Annotated in this window: 20 protein-coding genes; 11 read left to right on the top strand and 9 right to left on the bottom strand. The window is 69.0% G+C overall.

Annotated features, from left to right (window positions below; genetic code table 11):
- Positions 1–225: 225 nt before the first annotated feature.
- Entirely contained in the window at positions 226–873 is a 648-nt protein-coding gene (locus QFZ27_RS16270; RefSeq protein WP_429227422.1) for an NnrU family protein, read from the bottom strand.
- 70 nt (positions 874–943) lie between these two features.
- On the opposite strand from QFZ27_RS16270, the gene QFZ27_RS16265 reads away from it, so the two are divergent.
- The 5 genes from QFZ27_RS16265 to QFZ27_RS16245 all read left to right on the top strand — a co-directional run bounded on the left by QFZ27_RS16265 (position 944) and on the right by QFZ27_RS16245 (position 6,151).
- Positions 944–1,552 (top strand): TetR/AcrR family transcriptional regulator, encoded by a 609-nt coding sequence (locus QFZ27_RS16265; RefSeq protein WP_429227421.1) that lies wholly within the window; start codon positions 944–946, stop codon positions 1,550–1,552.
- A gap of 157 nt (positions 1,553–1,709) precedes the next feature.
- Positions 1,710–2,663: a sugar ABC transporter substrate-binding protein gene (locus tag QFZ27_RS16260; RefSeq protein ID WP_429227420.1), complete on the top strand. Its 954-nt coding sequence runs from the start codon at positions 1,710–1,712 to the stop codon at positions 2,661–2,663.
- A 203-nt stretch (positions 2,664–2,866) separates the two neighbouring features.
- Positions 2,867–4,015 carry an ABC transporter permease gene (locus tag QFZ27_RS16255; RefSeq protein WP_429227419.1) on the top strand — a complete coding sequence of 383 codons (1,149 nt, stop codon included), beginning with the start codon at positions 2,867–2,869 and terminating at the stop codon, positions 4,013–4,015.
- Complete coding sequence (locus QFZ27_RS16250) at positions 4,012–4,818, top strand: ATP-binding cassette domain-containing protein (protein ID WP_429227418.1); 807 nt, start codon at positions 4,012–4,014, stop codon at positions 4,816–4,818. The genes QFZ27_RS16255 and QFZ27_RS16250 overlap by 4 nt, the downstream gene beginning before the upstream one ends.
- Positions 4,819–4,978: 160 nt before the next feature.
- Complete coding sequence (locus tag QFZ27_RS16245; RefSeq protein WP_429227417.1) at positions 4,979–6,151, top strand: Gfo/Idh/MocA family protein; 1,173 nt, start codon at positions 4,979–4,981, stop codon at positions 6,149–6,151.
- 397 nt (positions 6,152–6,548) lie between these two features.
- Here the strand turns inward: QFZ27_RS16245 and QFZ27_RS16240 are convergent, their stop codons facing one another.
- Positions 6,549–7,118 (bottom strand): hypothetical protein, encoded by a 570-nt coding sequence (locus QFZ27_RS16240; RefSeq protein ID WP_429227416.1) that lies wholly within the window; start codon positions 7,116–7,118, stop codon positions 6,549–6,551.
- A 103-nt stretch (positions 7,119–7,221) separates the two neighbouring features.
- Positions 7,222–7,674 carry a VOC family protein gene (locus QFZ27_RS16235; protein WP_429227415.1) on the bottom strand — a complete coding sequence of 151 codons (453 nt, stop codon included), beginning with the start codon at positions 7,672–7,674 and terminating at the stop codon, positions 7,222–7,224.
- Positions 7,675–7,871: 197 nt separating this feature from the next.
- Here QFZ27_RS16235 and QFZ27_RS16230 point away from each other — a divergent pair, with 197 nt between their 5' ends.
- On the top strand, positions 7,872–8,225 hold the full coding sequence (locus QFZ27_RS16230; RefSeq protein ID WP_429227414.1) for a cupin domain-containing protein: 354 nt from the start codon (positions 7,872–7,874) through the stop codon (positions 8,223–8,225).
- Positions 8,226–8,590: 365 nt separating this feature from the next.
- Here the strand turns inward: QFZ27_RS16230 and QFZ27_RS16225 are convergent, their stop codons facing one another.
- Positions 8,591–8,872, bottom strand: a complete 282-nt coding sequence (locus QFZ27_RS16225; RefSeq protein WP_429227413.1) for a hypothetical protein — start codon at positions 8,870–8,872, stop codon at positions 8,591–8,593.
- Between the two features lie 185 nt (positions 8,873–9,057).
- Here QFZ27_RS16225 and QFZ27_RS16220 point away from each other — a divergent pair, with 185 nt between their 5' ends.
- Positions 9,058–9,483, top strand: coding sequence for a cupin domain-containing protein (locus QFZ27_RS16220; RefSeq protein WP_429227412.1), 426 nt, complete (start codon positions 9,058–9,060; stop codon positions 9,481–9,483).
- A gap of 82 nt (positions 9,484–9,565) precedes the next feature.
- On the opposite strand, the gene QFZ27_RS16215 is transcribed toward QFZ27_RS16220, so the two are convergent.
- On the bottom strand, positions 9,566–10,078 hold the full coding sequence (locus QFZ27_RS16215) for a hypothetical protein (RefSeq protein WP_429227411.1): 513 nt from the start codon (positions 10,076–10,078) through the stop codon (positions 9,566–9,568).
- Between the two features lie 238 nt (positions 10,079–10,316).
- Between QFZ27_RS16215 and QFZ27_RS16210 the strand changes: the two genes are divergently transcribed.
- Positions 10,317–10,577 (top strand): hypothetical protein, encoded by a 261-nt coding sequence (locus QFZ27_RS16210; protein ID WP_429227410.1) that lies wholly within the window; start codon positions 10,317–10,319, stop codon positions 10,575–10,577.
- 76 nt (positions 10,578–10,653) lie between these two features.
- Here QFZ27_RS16210 and QFZ27_RS16205 read toward each other — a convergent pair whose 3' ends face one another.
- Together QFZ27_RS16205 and QFZ27_RS16200 are read right to left on the bottom strand one after the other, a co-directional pair.
- Positions 10,654–11,574, bottom strand: a complete 921-nt coding sequence (locus QFZ27_RS16205) for a hypothetical protein (protein ID WP_429227409.1) — start codon at positions 11,572–11,574, stop codon at positions 10,654–10,656.
- A 141-nt stretch (positions 11,575–11,715) separates the two neighbouring features.
- On the bottom strand, positions 11,716–12,381 hold the full coding sequence (locus QFZ27_RS16200) for an ArsR/SmtB family transcription factor (RefSeq protein ID WP_429227408.1): 666 nt from the start codon (positions 12,379–12,381) through the stop codon (positions 11,716–11,718).
- Between the two features lie 70 nt (positions 12,382–12,451).
- Here QFZ27_RS16200 and QFZ27_RS16195 point away from each other — a divergent pair, with 70 nt between their 5' ends.
- A complete protein-coding gene (locus QFZ27_RS16195) occupies positions 12,452–12,955 on the top strand; it encodes a DUF2938 domain-containing protein (RefSeq protein WP_429227407.1) in 504 nt (167 codons plus the stop codon).
- Positions 12,956–12,964: 9 nt separating this feature from the next.
- Here the strand turns inward: QFZ27_RS16195 and rfbA are convergent, their stop codons facing one another.
- Complete coding sequence (gene rfbA, locus QFZ27_RS16190; protein WP_429227406.1) at positions 12,965–13,864, bottom strand: glucose-1-phosphate thymidylyltransferase RfbA; 900 nt, start codon at positions 13,862–13,864, stop codon at positions 12,965–12,967.
- A gap of 136 nt (positions 13,865–14,000) precedes the next feature.
- Here rfbA and QFZ27_RS16185 point away from each other — a divergent pair, with 136 nt between their 5' ends.
- A complete protein-coding gene (locus tag QFZ27_RS16185; protein ID WP_429227405.1) occupies positions 14,001–15,488 on the top strand; it encodes a rhamnan synthesis F family protein in 1,488 nt (495 codons plus the stop codon).
- Positions 15,489–15,506: 18 nt separating this feature from the next.
- A complete protein-coding gene (locus QFZ27_RS16180; protein ID WP_429227404.1) occupies positions 15,507–16,967 on the top strand; it encodes a glycosyltransferase family 2 protein in 1,461 nt (486 codons plus the stop codon).
- Between the two features lie 83 nt (positions 16,968–17,050).
- Here QFZ27_RS16180 and QFZ27_RS16175 read toward each other — a convergent pair whose 3' ends face one another.
- Positions 17,051–18,295: a rhamnan synthesis F family protein gene (locus QFZ27_RS16175; protein ID WP_429227403.1), complete on the bottom strand. Its 1,245-nt coding sequence runs from the start codon at positions 18,293–18,295 to the stop codon at positions 17,051–17,053.
- Positions 18,296–18,329: the final 34 nt, after the last annotated feature.

The following is an 18,329-nucleotide window of genomic DNA, read 5'->3' as shown; positions in this document are numbered from 1 at the left end:
CATTTTTCTTTCGGGCGATGCCATTGCTGGCCCCGAGATGGCCCAAGAGACATTCCGAAAAAGTCTCGCTTGCGCGAGAGGTCGGAGACGCGAAGCGGCTCCGGGTGAGGGCTCTTTGTCGAGGCCGGGGCCAGCCCTCACCCGATCGTCCTGCGGACGCCCGACCTCTCCCGCCAGGCGGGAGAGGCAACGCAGTGCCTCGGATTCGGAACCGCTCGGGTCTTCTCACAAAAATCCGTGCAGCCACAGAGCGGCGACGAACAGCGCGATGCCGAGGCCGAGCCGCCACAGCGCCAGCTCGCCGAGCGCGAGCTGGCCGCGGCCGGACAGGATGGCGGCAAAGGGCAGGCGCGAGGTGCGGCGGGCGAAGTCGGCCCAGGCGGGCCCCAGCTCCGCCGCCCGCTTGCGGTCGATCGAGACCATGCCGTTCAGCGCCGTGACCAGGATGGCGCCGAACAGCAGCACCCCGGCCCAATGGCCGTTCACCGTCAGATGCGCGATCGCCCACAGGGTGAAGGCCCACAGCATCGGGTGGCGGGTGATCCGGGTGACGCCGACGACCGGAAGCCCGGCCCCCTCCCGCTTCGCCCCCACCTGGGTCGGGTTGGTCGGCCCCAGGCTGAAGGCCAGCATCACGAAGCCCAGGAACACCAGCACCGCCGGAACCCACAGCGGCGCCGGCGCCCACAGCGGCTCGTAGGGCGCGCCGCGATAGGCCAGGGCCAGCCAGATCAGCCCGGCGGCGCTGAGCACCGAGAACAGGCCGCGATAGCCCATCTCGCCCAGCCGGGCGTGCAGCACCGGCCGCAGCAGGCCGGCGACGCCGAGATGCAGCACCACCCAGAACAGCGCGGCGAGGATGAGAGAGAGCATCGTTGCGGCCTTTACAGCAGGACCGATCCGGTCGATGTTGACGCCAGCAACATAAGGATGGATGTGGACCGTGTCAACATCGGAACAGGTCGGGCAGTCCTACCATCATGGCGACCTGCGCCGGGCGCTGGTGGCGGCGGCTCGCGTGCTGCTGGAGGAAGCGGGGCCGGAGGCGCTGAGCCTGCGCGACGTCGCCCGCCGCGTCGGCGTCTCGCACAACGCGCCCTACCGGCACTTTCCGACCAGGCAGGCGCTGCTGGCCGCGGTGGCAGCGGAGGGATTCGCCGCCCTGTCCGACCGGATGGCGGCCGTTCCGACGGCGCCGGGAGCCCCCTCGGGGCTGGCGGCCGGGTTCCGCTGCTATCTCGGCTTCGCCCGGGAGCAGCCGGGGCTGTTCCGGCTGATGTTCGACGGGACGGTGGAAAAATCGTCCGACCCGGCGCTGCGGGCGGCATCGGAGCAGTCCTATGACGGCCTGCGCCACGCCGTGCACCGCATCGCGCCGGCGGCGGACCGGGCCGCGGTGGTTACCGTCTGGACCCAGATGCACGGCCTCGCTCTCGTCACCATCTCCGGCCAGCTGGCCGAGGATCTGGTGCGCGACGGCGGGCTCAATGCGCTGGCCGACCGGGCCGCGGCGATTCTGGAGGCCGGGCTCCGCGCCGCGGGCACACCCTGAAACGGCCGGACCAGAAATAGAACAGAAATTCTGAATTGCCTTCCGGTTAAAAATCCTGTTCAATTCCGGGCGATCAACCGACACCGGCGCCGGACCTGGCAGACGCCCCGCTCCCGACCCGATGAATCGGACGACGAAACCGAGGGAGGAACCAGGAATGCTTCGGACATTGCTGTGCGGCGCGGTCATGGGTGCCGCCATGGTGCTGGGCCTGGCGGCCGCACCCCAGGCGGCGCAGGCGGCCAATGAGCGCTTCGTGCTGATCAGCCACGCGCCCGATTCCGACAGTTGGTGGAACACGATCAAGACCGCGATCCGCGAGGCGGGCCAGCAGGTCGGCGCCACCGTGGACTACCAGAACCCGTCGACCGGCGACCTCGCCGACATGGCCCGCATCCTGCAGCAGGCCACCGCGTCGAAGCCCGCCGGCATCATCATCACCATCGCCGATTTCGACGTGCTGAAGGGCCCGATCATGGATGCCGTGAAGAAGGGCATCCCGGTCATCACCATCAATTCCGGCACGGCGGAGCAGAGCAAGCAGCTGGGCGCGCTGATGCATATCGGCCAGCCGGAATACGACGCCGGCAAGGGCGCCGGCGAGAAGGCCAAGGCCGCCGGCGTCACCAAATTCGTCTGCGTCAACCACTACATCACCAACCCGGCCTCGGTGGAGCGCTGCCAGGGCTTCGCCGACGCGCTGGGCGTGCCGCTGGGCAACCAGATGATCGATTCGGGCATGGACCCGGGCGAGGTGCAGACCAAGGTCTCGGCCTATCTGCGCGCCAACCCGGACACCAACGGCATCCTGACCCTCGGGCCGAACTCGGCCGAGCCGACCATCGCCGTGCTGCAGGCCAACAAGCAGGCCGGCAAGGTGTTCTTCGCCACCTTCGACCTGAGCGCCGCCATCGCCGCCGGCATCAAGGACGGCACGGTGACCTTCGCCATCGACCAGCAGCCCTATCTGCAGGGCTATCTGCCGGTGGTGCTGCTGGCGAACTACGTCCGCTACGGCGTGATCCCCAGCAACAACATCAACTCCGGCCCCGGCTTCATCACCAAGGACAACATCGCCCTGGTCGAGAAGCTGGCCGGCGAATACCGGTAACAGCAACGCGTCGCCTCTCCCGCTTGCGGGAGAGGTCGGAGACGCGAAGCGGCTCCGGGTGAGGGCCCTTTGTCGAGGCCTGGGCCAGCCCTCACCCGGTCGTCCTGCGGACGCCCGACCTCTCCCGCCAGGCGGGAGAGGCAATACAAAACCGGCTCTCACAGCCGCCTCCCCTCTTCCCGCCCCCAAGCCCGGAAGACGCCATGACCACCATCCAGACCGACACCAGGATGCCGCCGGGCCGGGCCCCCGCCCCCCGCCCCGCGGGGGACGAGCGCATGCGTTCCGTCTCCCTCGCCTCGCGCCTGCTCTCCCGCCCCGAGCTCGGCGCCATGGCCGGCACCGTGCTGGTCTTCGTCTTCTTCGGCATCACCGCCGGCGGCTCCGGCATGTTCAGCGCCGACGGCATCTCGAACTGGCTGGTGGTGTCGGCCCAGCTCGGCATCCTCGCGGTCGGCGCCAGCCTGCTGATGGTGGCCGGCGAGTTCGACCTGTCGATCGGCTCGATGATCGGCTTCGCCGGCATGATGATCGCGATCCCGACCGTGTTCTTCGGCTGGCCGGTCTGGCTGTCGCTGGTCTTCGCCTTCGCCGGAGCGCTCGCTATCGGCGCGCTGAACGGCTGGCTGGTGGTCCGCACCGGCCTGCCCAGCTTCATCGTCAGCCTGGCCTTCCTGTTCATCCTGCGCGGCATGACCATCGCGCTGTCGATCCTGTTCACCAACCGCACCATCGTCGGCGGCGTCAAGGACCCGGCGGCCGCCGACTGGCTGGCGCCGCTGTTCTACGGCACGGTGCTGGACGGGCTGTACCGCTGGGCCGCCGGCGCCGGGCTGATCGACAGCTTTCCGGACGGCAGCCCGATCGTGCCCGGCCTGCCCGTGATGGTGGTGTGGTGGGTAGTGCTGACCGCGGTCGGCGCCTGGATCCTGCTGCGCACCCGCTTCGGCAACTGGATCTTCGCCGTCGGCGGCGACAACGTCGCGGCCCGCAACATGGGCGTGCCGGTCGGCCGGGTGAAGGTGCTGCTGTTCATGGGCACCGCCTTCTGCGCCACCGTCTTCGCCGCCTGCCAGGTGATGGAGTTCGGCTCCGCCGCCGCCGACCGCGGCCTGCTGAAGGAGTTCGAGGCCATCATCGCCGTGGTGATCGGCGGCACGCTGCTGACCGGCGGCTACGGCTCGGTGATCGGCGCCGCCTTCGGCGCGCTGATCTTCGGCGTGGTGCAGATGGGCATCTTCTACTCCGGCGTGAACACCGACTGGTTCAAGGTCTTCCTCGGGGTGATGCTGCTGCTGGCCGTGATCGTGAACAACTACATCCGCCGCAAGGTGACGGGAGGCCGGTCATGAGCACATCATCCAACCCGCTCGTCGAGCTGCGCGGCGTCTGCAAGTATTTCGGCTCGGTGGTGGCGCTGAAGGACATCACCATCTCGGTCCGCGCCGGCGAGGTGCTGGCCCTCTTGGGCGACAACGGCGCCGGCAAGTCGACCCTGATCAAGACCCTGGCCGGCGTGCACCAGCCCAGCGACGGCCAGATGTTGGTCGAGGGCCGGCCGGTGCAGTTCCGCTCGCCGCGCCACGCGCTCGACCACGGCATTGCCACGGTCTACCAGGACCTGGCGATGGTGCCGCTGATGAGCATCACCCGGAACTTCTTCATGGGTCGCGAGCCGACGGTGGGCTGGGGCCCGACCCGGCGCATCGATATGGACAAGGCCAACGCCATTGCCCGCACCGCGATGCGCGAGATCGGCATCGACGTGCGCGACCCCGGCCAGGCGGTCGGCACCCTGTCGGGCGGCGAGCGGCAATGCGTCGCCATCGCCCGCGCCGTGCATTTCGGCGCCAAGGTGCTGATCCTGGACGAGCCGACCTCGGCGCTGGGCGTCAAGCAGGCCTCGGTGGTGCTGCGCTACATCGTGCAGGCGCGGGCGCGCGGCCTGGGGGTGATCTTCATCACCCACAATGTGCACCACGCCTATCCGGTGGCCGACACCTTCACCCTGCTGAACCGCGGCCGCTGCCTCGGCACCTACCCGAAGAGCGAGATCAGCCGCGAGCAGGTGCTGGAGATGATGGCCGGCGGCCAGGAACTGGCCAGCCTGACCGCCGAGCTCGCCGAATTCGAACGCAGCGACGCGGCGGCTTAGCCCCATTGAGTCCCCCCTCCCCTCGCGGAAGGGGGTTAGGGGGAGGGGGCGGCGCCGCAAGAGCGAAGCCAGCCGATCCTGTTCCCCGCATCGACAACCCCCTCCCCCTAGCCCCCTCCCGCAGGGGGAGGGGGGACTGGAAGGCCCTGAAAGACCAAACATGACCACCAGCATCGGCGTCGGCCTGATCGGCACCGGCTTCATGGGCGAATGCCACGCTTTGGCCTTCCGGGCCGCGCCGGCGGTGTTCCGCACCACGCTCGGCACCCGGCTCGAGATGGTGGCCGACATCGATGCCGGCGCCGCCCGGCGGGCCGCCGACCGCTTCGGCTTCGCCCGCGCCACCGGCGACTGGCGCGAGCTGGTGGCCGACCCGCAGGTCGACCTCGTCGCAATCACCTCGCCCAACCTGCTGCACAAGCCGATGGCGCTGGCGGCGCTCAAGGCCGGCAAGCATGTCTATTGCGAGAAGCCGCTGGCGCTCAACGCCGCCGACGCGGCGGAGATGGCGGCGGCCGCCGCCGCGGCCGGCGTCACCACCATGGTCGGCTACAACTATCTGCGCAGCCCGGCCGTGTCCTTCGCGGCGCAGCTGATCCGCGACGGCGCCATCGGCCGCATCACCTATTTCCGCGGCGTCAGCGACGAGGACTACATGGCCGACCCGGCCGTGCCGATGTCCTGGCGCTGCCGGCGCGACCAGGCCGGCAGCGGCGCGCTCGGCGACATCGGCTCGCACATCCTCAGCGTCGCGCTGGCCCTGATCGGCCCGGTGGCCGAGGTCTCGGCCGACCAGCGCACGGTGATCGCCGAGCGCCCCCTGCCCGCCGCCGGCGAGGGCCGCGAGCGCCGCGACGGCGCCGCCGCGGTCACCACGGAGACGGCGAGGGTGGAGAACGAGGACCAGACCCACGCCCTGCTGCGCTTCGCCGACGGCACCATCGGCACGGTGGCGACCAGCCGCGTGGCCTGGGGCCGCAAGAACCACCTGGCCTTCGAGGTGTTCGGCACCGAGGGCGCGATCCTGTTCGACCAGGAGCGGATGAACGAGCTGCAGCTGTTCCAGCCGGGTGCTGTGCCCGGCGACCGCAACGGCTTCCGCACGGTGCTGACCGGCCCGGCCCACCCCCCTTACGGCGCCTTCAGCCCCGCCGCCGGCCACGGCCTGGGCTTCAACGACCTCAAGGTGATCGAGGTGGCGCAGCTGCTGGAGGCGATCGCCGGCGGCGCGGCAGCCTATCCGGACTTCGCCGCGGCCGCGGCGCTGGAGCGGGTGAGCGAGGCGATCGGGCGGTCGGCAGAGGAGAGGCGATGGGTGGGGGTGGCGGGGTGACGGATCGGCTCAGCGGGGATACTCAATCGGCCAGTCTTTATCCAATCCAACTCGGACGACCTCGACCGGCACGGCGTCGCGGAAGCGGATGATCGCAAAGAGCGCCACGCCGCAGGCGGGGCAACCCGTGTAGCAGCACTCCGTAACATCGCCGTCCGGCAGACGTACGAGGTCGGCATCGGCAGTCCAATCGGGCCAGCGCGGATCTGTCCGGGGCCACCATCGCATTCGCTCGCCGAGTTGATACAGGCGGAGGCAGAATCGTCCCGTATCGTCGCCGTCGTAGCTGCCCGCGACATGGGGCGACGATCCGCTGCCGAACACCACAAGCGGGGCATGTGGCCGCGAACTCGATATCGTTATAGGCGCCCATCGCGTTGCCCTCCCCGACTCCCGCCTAGCACTTCCTGCTGGGCCGGCTGTTGTCGCAGACCCGGGCGGTGCCGATGGTCAGCAGCCCGTCATTGGTCATGTCTTTCGTCAACGTCAGTGCGTTCGAGTCATCCGCGGCCGGCACCCGCCAGATGTGACGCACCTGATAGAAGGCGTCGCTGCCTTCGATCAGGATCATCATCGTGATTTGGCCCTGGCCGTCGGCTCGGGTGCGGCCGCAGGTTGCGCGGCCCACAATTGTCGGGTAGTTGCGGTTGAGCATGCTCGGCTCGCCGTACCGGCCCGGAACCGCGCAGGCCGCTTCGTCGCCGCGTGCCACCCGGATGAAGAACTCCTTGAACGACGAGGCGGAGGATAAGGGGCTGGTCGTCGCCGTCACCATCTGGGTCCAGCGCTCGAGTGTCTCGCCGTAGCGCAAATACCGGGCGGTGGTCCCGTCGGTCGAGGGGATGCGATCGACGAAGGTCCAACCGCTGAGCGTGGGCCCGAGCAGCACTTCGGTGCCGGTGGGCCCGGCTTTCTGCGGGACGCAGCCGAACAGCGCAAAGGTGAGCAGGATGGCTGGAAGACGCATGCGGAACCCTCCCCCGAGGCAGCATCACATCTCGACGATGATGTAGCCTATCACCGGAATCGCCGGGGCTCGCCAGGCTTTCGCCAAGCTGTCGGCGCTGGCTCTACCCCAGCCCCATCCCCTTTTCCGTCAGCTCCTTGATCGCCTGTTCGGTCTTGCCGAGATCGGACAGCCCCATGCCCCGCAGCACATGCGGCGCCTTGGTGAACTGGATATTGTCGTAGCCGACGATCTCGATCCGGTTGCCCCAGGGGTCGAGGAAGTCGAGGAACGGGCCGGGCAGCACCGCCACCCCGGCCTCGGCCAGCGCCGCGCGCACCGCGTCCTTGTCGTCGACCACCAGCCCGAAATGCCTGCCGTCGTCCGGCCCCTGGCGGCGGCCCTGCTGCAGCGCCAGGAACTGGTCGCCCAGGTCGATGAAGGCCATGCCGTCGGAGCGGCCGCGCAAGGTGAAGTCGAACAGCCTGCCATAGAAGGCCAGCGCCTCGTCGATGTCGCCGACCTCGAGCGCGATATGGTTGACCCCGACGGCGCGGGCTTTGCGGGTCTCGGACATGGCGGTGTCCTCCGGCTGCCTGTCCCGCACGATATCGCCGCGGCGCCGGGACAGCCAAGCGGAGCGGGCCGCATGGCGATCCCGCGCCAGGGATGGTCGCGCCCGGGGTGGCCGTCGCCGGTGCGGGCCGGCACAGTCGCGCCCGGCAGTGGCGGCGCATCCGGCGCCGGCCGGCCGACCGAGACGCGGAGAGAATCATGGCCGAAACCATCGTGAAGCTGGGCGCCCCCACCGGCGAGCCCATCACCGCCGACCTCGACGGCTGGCGCGTGGTCGAGGGCAAGCCGACCATGCAGACCTGGGTGCAGCACACCTCGGCCGACGGGTCGATGCTGTCCGGCACCTGGGCGGCGACGCCGGGCAGCTGGCACGCCATCTACACCGAATACGAGTTCGTCCACATCATTCGCGGCCGCATCACCATCACCCCGGACGGCGGCGCCCCGGTCCAGGTCGGCCCCGGCGACGCCTTCGTCGTCGAGCCCGGCTTCAGCGGCGTCTGGCGGATCGAAGAGGCGGTGCTGAAGCATTTCGACATCAAGCGCGCCTGAGCCGGCCCGGCTGAAGGCATCTCCTGCCCCGTGGGACGCTTCAGAACACCGCCGTTTGAGCCGATCCATCCCTTTCCATCCTCCCCCTCCCCTCGCGGGAGGGGGTAGGGGGAGGGGGGGTTCTCTCGGCTCGAGCCGGTCCAGATCGTCGCAAACCGGCACGGACGGCGAGATCAGTGTTGTCCATTCGCGCGGACGCGCGCAGCCCCCTCCCCCTGCCTCCTCCCGCAAGGGGAGGGGGAGAGTGGAAAACCCCGCGTCGGTTCAGGTGATCTGATCCCGAAGGGTCCCACGGGAGGGGCCATGCCGTGCCGGTCCCGCAGCAGACCCGACGGACAGCTCGGCGTCTCCGAAGCAGCCGCCGCCTAGCGCCCCTTCAGCAGATTCTTGATCTGGCTGGGTTTGCCGAACGACTTGACGGTCGACCCGACGATCTTGACCTGGGTCTGCAGGCCCTTGAACGCCTTCCCCGTCTCGGAAACGCTCTTCTGCACCGTCGTCACCGTGTCGCCCAGCCCCTTGAACTCCTTCTTCAGGTCGGCGGCGATGCCGTAGACCGCCTGGGCCCGGCCCTCCACAACCTTGATCCTGTGCTCCAGCGCCTCGACCTGCTTTCGCAGCTCGGCCACTGCCTGGTCGTCTGCCATTCGAGCCCCCTGGATGGATGGACGATTGCTACAAGCGTAACCGACCGTATCGGCCCGGCGCTCGCCCGGCCAATGTTCCCGCGGCATGCCGGCATGCGCCGGGCGGACCCGGCCATTGCCGCCGCGGTCGGGATGGCCCACCCTTGCCGAGAGGTGGGCACGGACAAGCCCCCAGGGAGGACGCGATGGAGACGATCAGGATGGGCGGGCTGGCGCTGGAGTTCCTGCACAGCAAGGACGACACCGCGGACAGCCTCGACATGTTCCGGATGACGGTGCAGCCGAACGCCCGGATGCCGGTGCCGCACTACCATGAGAGCTGGGACGAGGTGGCCTATGGCCTGGCCGGCACCCTGACCTTCCAGGTCGACGGCCGCGACGTGCCGGTCGGGCCCGGCGGCTCCGTCTTCATCCGGCGCGGCATCGTGCACGGCTTCCGCAACGACACGCAGGAGCCGGCGGTCTGCCTTTGCATCCTCACCCCCGGCGTGCTCGGCCCGGCCTATTTCCGCGAAATCGCCGCCCTGGCCGCCGGCGGCGGCCCCGACCCGGCGCGGATGAAGGAGGTCATGCTGCGCCACGGGCTGGTGCCGGTCGCCCCCGGAGCCTGAGCGCAGCTCCCGCCCGCGACGGGGCCGATCGCTGCGCCGGCCGGCAATGACGCTTGACCCTAAGTTCCTGTTTTGTTCTAATTCAGCAATGGTCGATGGCACCATCAGGTTCAGGACTCTCTTCGCCGCTTCGCCGGCCACGGATGAGGCCGACCTCGCGATGCTGTCCCGCCTGGCCCATGTCGCCGAGGCGTTGGCCACGGGCTTCCAGGCCCAGGGCATGACCGCCCTCAAGGCCGGCGATCTCGATCGCGCCGGCACTGCCGAGACCCATTTCAGCAACCTCTTCCTCGGCATCCGCCGTGCCATTGCGCTGAAGGGCAGGCTGCGCCAGCAGCGCGAGGACGCGCAGCGCAGGGCCGCGACCCGGAAGGACCGGCGTCAGGACCAGAAGGATCGGCGGCGCCGCGCCGTCGGCGAACGCCTCTCCCGCGCCATCGCCGTCGTGAAACCCGAGGCCCGCGAGCGGCTGACCACCGAGCTCTGGGAAAAGCTCACCGAGGACGAGCGCATCGACGTCGACCTCGCCGACACCGCATTGCCGATCGAGACCCTGATCCGGCGCCTCGGCCGCGCCATCGGCCTCTCCCGCCAAGCCCTCGCCGCCGCCCTCGGGCCGAAGGCCCGATCCGGCCGGCGCGGGCCCGAAGCCGTGGGACGAGGTCCCCGGCCAGGCCGCCCCTCCGCCCCCGCCGTCGCGCAGATACGACTTTACTCCCGGAACCTACCGCACCATCCCGGCCGCCGACCTCGGCCTGCCAGGGGACACGATCTACAACTTCAACACCACCACCGGCGAGATCTTCGCCCCCGGCGGCAGGCTCTTCCGCAAGTTGGACGACCGGCCGCCCGATCCCGGCGGCGCCGGGCCTGCCGCAGCAGCCGGGCCGCCCGATCCCCCGCCGCCACCGGCCGAGCTCGATCCGGACGAAGCCGAGTTCCAGCGCCAGGCCGCCTATGCCAAGCAGCACGGCCGCATCCTGTTCAGGCCGCCCGCCCTGGCACGGCGCCTGGGATTGCCCGAGAATGGCACGGCCGACGGCAGCCCTGTCCCCGGCTTCGGGAACAGGAGCGTGGCGGACAAGGGGCCGTGAGCGGCGGACCCGGCACGATCGGTCGCCCGATCCGGCCGGACCTCATTCGCCTGGTGATCCGCCTCGAACCGACGCCCTATGCCAGTGCCGCCGGCAGCTCGGCATAGCTCGGCGCCAGGGCGCGCAGCAGGGCGGCGGCCGCGGCGTCGTCGCCGGCCACCAGCGGGTGCTGCAGCGCGCCGATCAGCCGGGCCTGGCCGTCCATGATCCGCGCCGCCTCCCCGCGCCCGATCCGCGCCAGGCAGGTGGCGGCATCGGCGACGCGGCGGGCGCCAACCCGGACGGCGAACCAGACCAGATGGTTGCGCAGCTCGCGGTCGCAGTCGGACTCGATCATCGCCGCCAGGCGCTCCGCCGCCTCGGCGTTTCCGATCGTGCCGGCCGGCACGTGGCGGCCTTCCGCCATCGACAGCCACCGCCGCGCCATCGGCAGCGCGGCCTCGATCGCCGCCTCCTCGGTCACCGCCCGCACTTGCCGGAACGCGGTCCGCATCGTGTAAGGCGTGGCGTAGTCGACCGATTCGGCCCGCCAGGCTGCCATGAAGTCCTCGATCGGCAGCGTGGCATACGGATGGCCCTGCGGGTCGTGCATCAGCACCCGCCCCTCGGCCAGGGCGATGACGACGACATAGTGGTCGGCGCCGATCGGCCCGGTCATGCCCGGCTGGTGGCGCAGATAGCCCATCTCCACCGGGCCGACCCAGGCCGGGCCGTCGGCCAGCGCCGATTCGAGCGCCGCCAGCGCCTGTTCCGCCGTGCCGCCGCGGCGCACTGAGGAGGCCCAGCCCAGCGCGGCGAGGGCATCGTCGAAGCCGGCCTCCGGCGTCCAGCCATAGGGGTCGAAGAACGGCAGGGTGCCGCCGACCAGCTGCATGCCGAAGGGGCCGCCGGTGGCGAACTCGATCACCGCGGTGGACGGCGCGCGGTCGCCGAACATCATCGCGAAGGAATTCGCATAGCAATAGGGGCCGGAGCCGATATAGGGGACATGCGCCATGTCTCGCACCTCCGAATTCAGCAGGGAGACACGACAAGAGCGGAAAATTTCGAGAAATTGTCAATCGGCGGCATTTCAACGAAAATATTCGAGCCAGGCGTCGAAATGAATTCGTCCGAATGGACGGATTTTAACCTTCCCCTATCCCTGGGTCGCCATCTCGACATCCATCCCCGCCGCCTTCCAGTCGAGGAAGCCGTCGCGCAGCCGCCGCGCCGGGAGGCCGCAGGCGCGCAGGGCGGCGACCGCCTCGACCGACAGGACGCAATACGGCCCGCGGCAATAGGCGACGATCTCCTGCCCCGGCGGCAGCTCGGCCAGGCGGCGCTCCAGCGATTCGACCGGGATGTTCAGCGCACCCGGCAGGTGGCCGAGCGCGAACTCCTCCTCCGGCCGGACGTCGAGCAGCGTCACTCCGCCCTCGCGCAGCCGCTCCAGCAGATCCTCGCGCGACAGGCCCTCCAGCCGCTCCGGCCGGCCGATGCTGTCGGCGACGACGTCGCGGATCTCGGCCCGGCGATGCCCCGCTTGGCGACGGAGGGCGGCGAGCAGCGGCACGATCGGGCCGCCGCCCAGCCGGTACAGCACGCGCTTGCCGTCGCGCCGCGACTCGACCAGCCCCGCCCGCCGCAGATGCTGCAGGTGCTGGGAGGCGTTGGCGACGGTGAGGCCGGCAAGCTCGGCCAGGCGCTCGACCGGCCGCTCGCCCTGGCCGATCTGCTCCAGCAGCATCAGGCGATGGGCGTGGCCGAGGGTGCGGGCGAGCTCCGCCAGCTCGGCGAAGAGACGGGATTGATCGTCGGTCATTGACAGGAGCTTATCGTCGCGCAATCAATCAAGCAAGTCATTGAATGATTGCGGCGCGGAGGGCCGGCGGATGGGCGAAGGGTTGGAATTCGGGCTGCGGGCGGTGGCGATCGGCGTCGGCGCCACGGTGGTCGCCGACCTGTGGACGGCGCTGCTGGTGCGGCTGACCGGCGTGCCGGGGCTGGACTGGGCCATGGTCGGCCGCTGGGTCGGGCATTTCCCGCGCGGCCGCTTCCGGCATGACGGCATCGGCCGGGCGGCGCCGGTGGCGGGCGAGCGCGCCCTCGGCTGGGCCGTCCATTACGGCACCGGCATCGTCTTCGCCGCCCTGCTGCTGGCGATCTGCGGCCTGGACTGGGCGCGCGCCCCGACCCTGCCGCCGGCGCTGGCCTTCGGCCTGGTCACCGTGGCCGCGCCGTTCCTGCTGATGCAGCCGGCCCTGGGCGCCGGCATCGCGGCGTCGAAGACGCCGAACCCGACCGCCGCGCGGCTGCGCAGCCTGATGACCCACGCCGTGTTCGGCCTCGGCCTCTACCTCGCCGCCCGGCTCACGGCGGCGCTGATCGAGGCTTAGCCGTCGCGCTCAGCGCGGGCCGCGGGCCAGCGAGCCGGGCTCCTCGATCTCGGCGACCTTGATCAGATAGCGGCCGTAGCCGCTCTTCTCCAGCTTGCGGCCCTGGGCGATGAGCTGCTCGCGGTCGATGAAGCCCTGGAGATAGGCGATCTCCTCCGGGCAGGCGACGCGCAGGCCCTGGCGCCGCTCCAGCGTCTGCACATAGCTGGCGGCCTCGAGCAGGCTGTCATGCGTGCCCATGTCGAACCAGGCGAAGCCGCGGCCCATCCGCTCGACATGCAGCAGGCCGCGCTCGAGATAGACGCGATTGACGTCGGTGATCTCGAGCTCGCCGCGGGGCGAGGGCTTCAGGTTGGCCGCGATGTCGACCACCTCGGCATCGTAGAAATAGAGGCCGGTGACCGCCCAGTTGGACGTCGGCTGGCGCGGCTTCTCCTCGATCGCCGCGGCCCGGCCGTCGGCGCCGAAATTGACCACGCCGTAGCGCTCCGGATCGTCGACATAATAGGCGAAGACCGAGGCGCCGGAGGGCTGGGCGGCGGCCGAGGCCAGCAGCTCCGGCAGGCCGTGGCCGTGATAGATGTTGTCGCCGAGGATCAGGGCCGAGGGCTCGCTGCCGACGAAATCCGCGCCGATGATATAGGCCTGGGCCAGCCCGTCCGGGCTCGGCTGCACCGCATAGTCGAAGGTCATGCCCCATTGCGACCCGTCGCCGAGCAGCCGCTGGAACTGCGGCATGTCGTGCGGGGTGGAGATGACCAGCACCTCGCGGATCCCGGCCAGCATCAGCACGCTGAGCGGGTAGTAGATCATCGGCTTGTCGTAGACCGGCATCAGCTGCTTGGAGGTGGCGAGCGTCAGCGGATGCAACCGGGTGCCGCTGCCGCCGGCGAGGATGATGCCTTTCATGGACGAAGCTCCGGTTGTTCGCGGCCGGGACCGCGCGTGGACTTGAAGGGTTCGCTGCGATATAGCAGGGCGCTTCGCAACCAGAAAGAGCGGCTCTCATGGCCCCTGTTGCCGGAACACCCGGCTTTGCGCACCGGTGACACAGCATAGGCGCAGCTTCGTGGCGCGGATGCGGCGATCGGCCGGCAAGCGCTGGCGCCGCCTGCGAGGGCTGCCACCGCTGCCGGGCAAGCAACCGCCGCCGCTGCGGCAGGCCGATGAGCGCACCCCCTTTGCCGCAGCGGCCTGGCTCGACGTCGTCAAGCCCTATGTCCCGGCCGCCATGCCCGGCGAGGTCGCGCTGTTCGTCACCCATTCGCGCGACGGCCGCAGCATCCGTCGCCATGTCGAGCACTATGTGCGGGCTCTGCAGGCCGAGGGGATCGCGGTCGTCCTGATCGTCGCGTCGGACGCGCCGGAGGTGACGGTGCCGCCGGCCCTCGCCACCTCGCTCGCAGGCCTCTATGTACGGCAGAATGTGGGCTTCGACTTCGCCGCCTGGGCCCATGTCATGCAGCGCGAGCTGGCGCTGTTCCGGTCGGACGCGCTGTACCTGATCAACGACAGCCTGTACGGACCGTTCAACGCCAAGGCCTTCGGCGCGCTGATGGCGCGGCTCCGGGCCGCCGACGCCGATATCGTCGGGCTGACCGAGAGCCACGAGAAAGGCTGGCACCTGCAGAGCTTCTTCCTGCGCATGAAGCGGCGAGCCTTCTCCAGCCCCAAATTCCACCATTTCTGGCAGGATGTCCGCAACTATCCGGACAAGCAGGACGTCATCGACCTGTACGAGGTGACCTTCTGCGGACGGATGCGCGCAGCCGGCCTGACCTGCATCGCCCTGTTCGAGAACCTGAGGGGTGACAACCAGACCGCCTTCGCTTGGCGTGAGCTGATCGAGCGCGGCTTTCCTTTCTTCAAGGCTGCGGTGTTGAGGGGCGATCTGCCGCCGACCGTCACCGGGGAGGGATGGAAGTCCGTCCTGGCGGCGCACGGCTACGACACTGGACTGGTCGATACCGGTCCCGACGCCGACCTGCCGGCACTGCTGCCGGCCGGCCTTTCCCGCCACCGCCGGCGCCGAGCTCTGGTCGACCGGCTGCGGAGCGCCCCGATGCCGCTGCGCCTCGCCTGCATCGGGTCGTGGACCAGCCCTGGCGAGACCGGTGAGGCCAGCCGATGCCTGGTGTCGGCCCTGTTCCACAGCGAGCATGAGATCAACCTGCATCCCCAGCCCGGCACAGGGTCGGGTTCGGCGCCGGAGTGGACCGTCCGCAGCTTCGACGGAGCGGCCGATGTCGTGCTAATCTCGTTCGAGACCACTCGCATGGATCCGGCGCTGACAGCCCTCTGCGCCGATGCCGCGCTGCATGTCGGCATCATGACCGCCGGAACGCCGGGCCACGCCGAAGCCTGGCCTGTCGTCGATGCGGTTCTGGCGACGGATCCTGCGGCGGCGGAGGTGATCCGGCAGCATGGCGGGATCCCCGTACGGCTGATCCCAGCCCTTGCCGCAGCGACGGATCCGAGGTCAGCAGCGGCGGGGATCACCGCCGCCCTGCTGGACCTGCTGCCGGCTGCCTGATACGCCGAGACCCGACCGATGCGCCTGCCCCGCCAACGCCTCTCCTCCTCCCTGGCCGAATGGCCACAACTCGTTCCGGTGCCGCTGGATCGCACCCTGCGGCCGGTACAGCCGGCGATCCTCGAGACCCGCCGCCTCGGCGACGAGACCTGGCTGTTCGTCACGCCGTCCGATGCCCGCCTCGCCCGGGACGCCTTGGACCGCCTCGGATCGGCGGCGCAGCAGGCCGGGCCGGATGTCGGCATCATTTATGCAGACAATGGGCGGCTGCGCGGGCGCAGCGTAGTGGCACTGGATTGCAAACCGCAGCTGAACCCGGCCCTGCTGCTGGCCCAGGACTATATCGGCTTTCCCACGCTGATCCGTGGCTCGGCCTTCAAGCGTCTCGACGGACTGCGCGCCGAGCACGGGTCGGCGGCTTGGTACGACCTGTGCCTGAGGGCGTGGCGCGCCGGGATCGGCTTCGACCGGATCGCGGTGACTGCGATCGCAATCCCGCGACATGCGCCCCTGTCCACCGCAGCCGACCGGAAGGGCGTGCTGCAGCGCTTCCTGCAGGAAGATTCCACCCCATTCGAGCTTCGTCCGGGGCTGGTGCCCGGGGCCTTCGAGCTGCGCAGGGTCTTCGCCTCCCATCCAGAGATCACCCTGGTGATTCCGACGCGGCAGAGCAGCCCGCCGGGTGGGCGGCCCTACATCCTCGACCTGCTCCGCAGCATCGAGGCCGGCAGCTGGCCCCTGGACCGGATCCGCGTCCTAATTGGCGACGATCATGTCAACGACCGGATCTACCGGGAGGCCTGCACGCGGCTCGACCTCCGGCGCATCGTCACCACCCGCATGGCGGGAGCCACCTTCAACTACGCCCGGAAGATGAATGTGCTCTGGCGCGCCGCCGACACCGAGCTGCTGGTTCTGATGAACGACGACATGACGGTCCGATCACCGGACTGGCTGGAGGCGCTGTTCACGTTTGCCCTGGAGGAGGATGTCGGTGGGGTGGGAGCGCGGCTGTTGTTTCCCGACCACCGCATCCAGCATGCCGGCATGATCGGCGGCCTCTATGGTGGCTGCGGCCATCCCTGGTTCGACCAGCCGGCCGACCGGCCGACCTATGGCGATTGGGCCAGCGTCCATCGCGACTGGTGCGCCGTGACCGGCGCCGTCTTCGCCACCCGGAAATCGGTGCTGGAGCGGGTCAACGGCTTCGACGAGCGCTTCAGCCTGGAGTTCAATGACGTCGACCTGTGCCTGCGGCTGAAGACACTGGGCTACCGGATCGTCTACACTCCGCATGCCGAGTTGATCCATTACGAGCGGTCGTCCCGCGGCCAGACGGCGCAGCCGGGCGAGGAGGTCGCACTGTTCCTGCGGCGCTGGCGCGATTTCATCGCCGATGATCCGATGTACAATCCGCAACTGGTCCGCCGTGCGGAGGTCCAGCCGCAGGCCGAGAGCTACACGGTCGGATGGGGTTGATGATTGCCCGATGGCGCCATCAGATCGATCCGCAGATCCAATCTGCGGGTCATTAAAGTTGGTCTGGCAACCGAGGACGCCAATCAGCCAGCCGACACTTTCCGGGCCGGTTCCACCATCTCCTCCTTGGTGGCCCCGGGATCGACCGCCGGCATGCCCGCCACACCCCTGCGTGCACTGAGGATGTTGCACAGTTCACTCAAATTGGCCGCCTGCAAAGGGGTCGTGAAGAGCGATTTCTTCAGGAACGGGAAGCCGGCCCTCAGCAGGATATCCCACAGCTCGATCGTCGGATTCGTGATCTGTTGCTCGTTAATGATCTTGGCTCGCCATTTCGACGCTCTGCCATTGTCAGCATTGCGCAGGATGTCTTCGTAACGCCATGCGGCACCCATGGAGACGGAGTGTCGGCCCATCCATCGAGCGAAGCCCATTTCCTGGCTGTTAACCACGTACCAGCGGTCGTTGTGAGGGCGATAGGCTCGCCAGAAACCTGTCCATGCATCAGAAGCCACAATCGACGAAGAGCAATAGATGAAGAACGATTGCACATGCCAGTCGTGCAAGAGGCTGTCCACGGCGCCCGTGATCTCGTAACGACCCGACCGCGCCACGTCAAATAGCGGTGCTAGGCTGTTCATGGTCCCAACGACGCTGTCGTTCGCCAGCAAGATGGAGTGGCCGGTGATCTTCAAATCATCGAGAAGCCGGACCCCGACGGCATACAAGCCCCAATCATAGGCCCTGTTGTCGGTGCACACGATCCGCCAGACGCGACCTTGAAGTTTCGCCTCGGCGTCCGCGCGCAACTTCCGGCTGTTCGACAGGAAGACGATGGACACGGCCTGCTCACGCAACGCATTGACATAATCGATTACGTAGTCTTGTACGTCATCCTGACTGTCGTAATGGACGAAAAGGCAGATGTCCTGGTCCGGCCGGGGCGGCGCGCCGGCCTCCTTGTCCTCGATAATGACGGCCCGCGCCTCCTGCCGTCGCAGTTCCTCGTGCGAGAAGCGCGCTTCCGCGCCCATCGTCGTGAACAGTTCGCGTCGCCATTTGGCGGCTTCTGGAAACTGCCAGCCGATTGTCTCGTGCCATTGCTGCGTTGAAAACAAGGGGTTCGGATTGCGCGGCCGATCCCGTTCCTGCCGGCAGAAATGCTCAAGGCACGTCATTCCTTGCGGAATATCGGCACCGTACGACTCGCGATAGTACTCGACGTCGAACAGGATGTTCGGGCCGACATGGTCGATCTGCTGTAGGCACTCCCCGACAGGCATGTTCTGGGAATCGCATGCCTGCCGGATCCAGGCGAGATCGATCAAAGGATGCGGACTTCCGTTCTCGTTCAAAACACGT

It is taken from the genome of Inquilinus ginsengisoli, from assembly GCF_050434925.1.
GTDB lineage: Bacteria > Pseudomonadota > Alphaproteobacteria > DSM-16000 > Inquilinaceae > Inquilinus > Inquilinus ginsengisoli_B.
The sequence above is the reverse complement of the archived record's forward strand: the minus strand, read 5'-3'. Positions and strand labels throughout refer to the sequence as shown.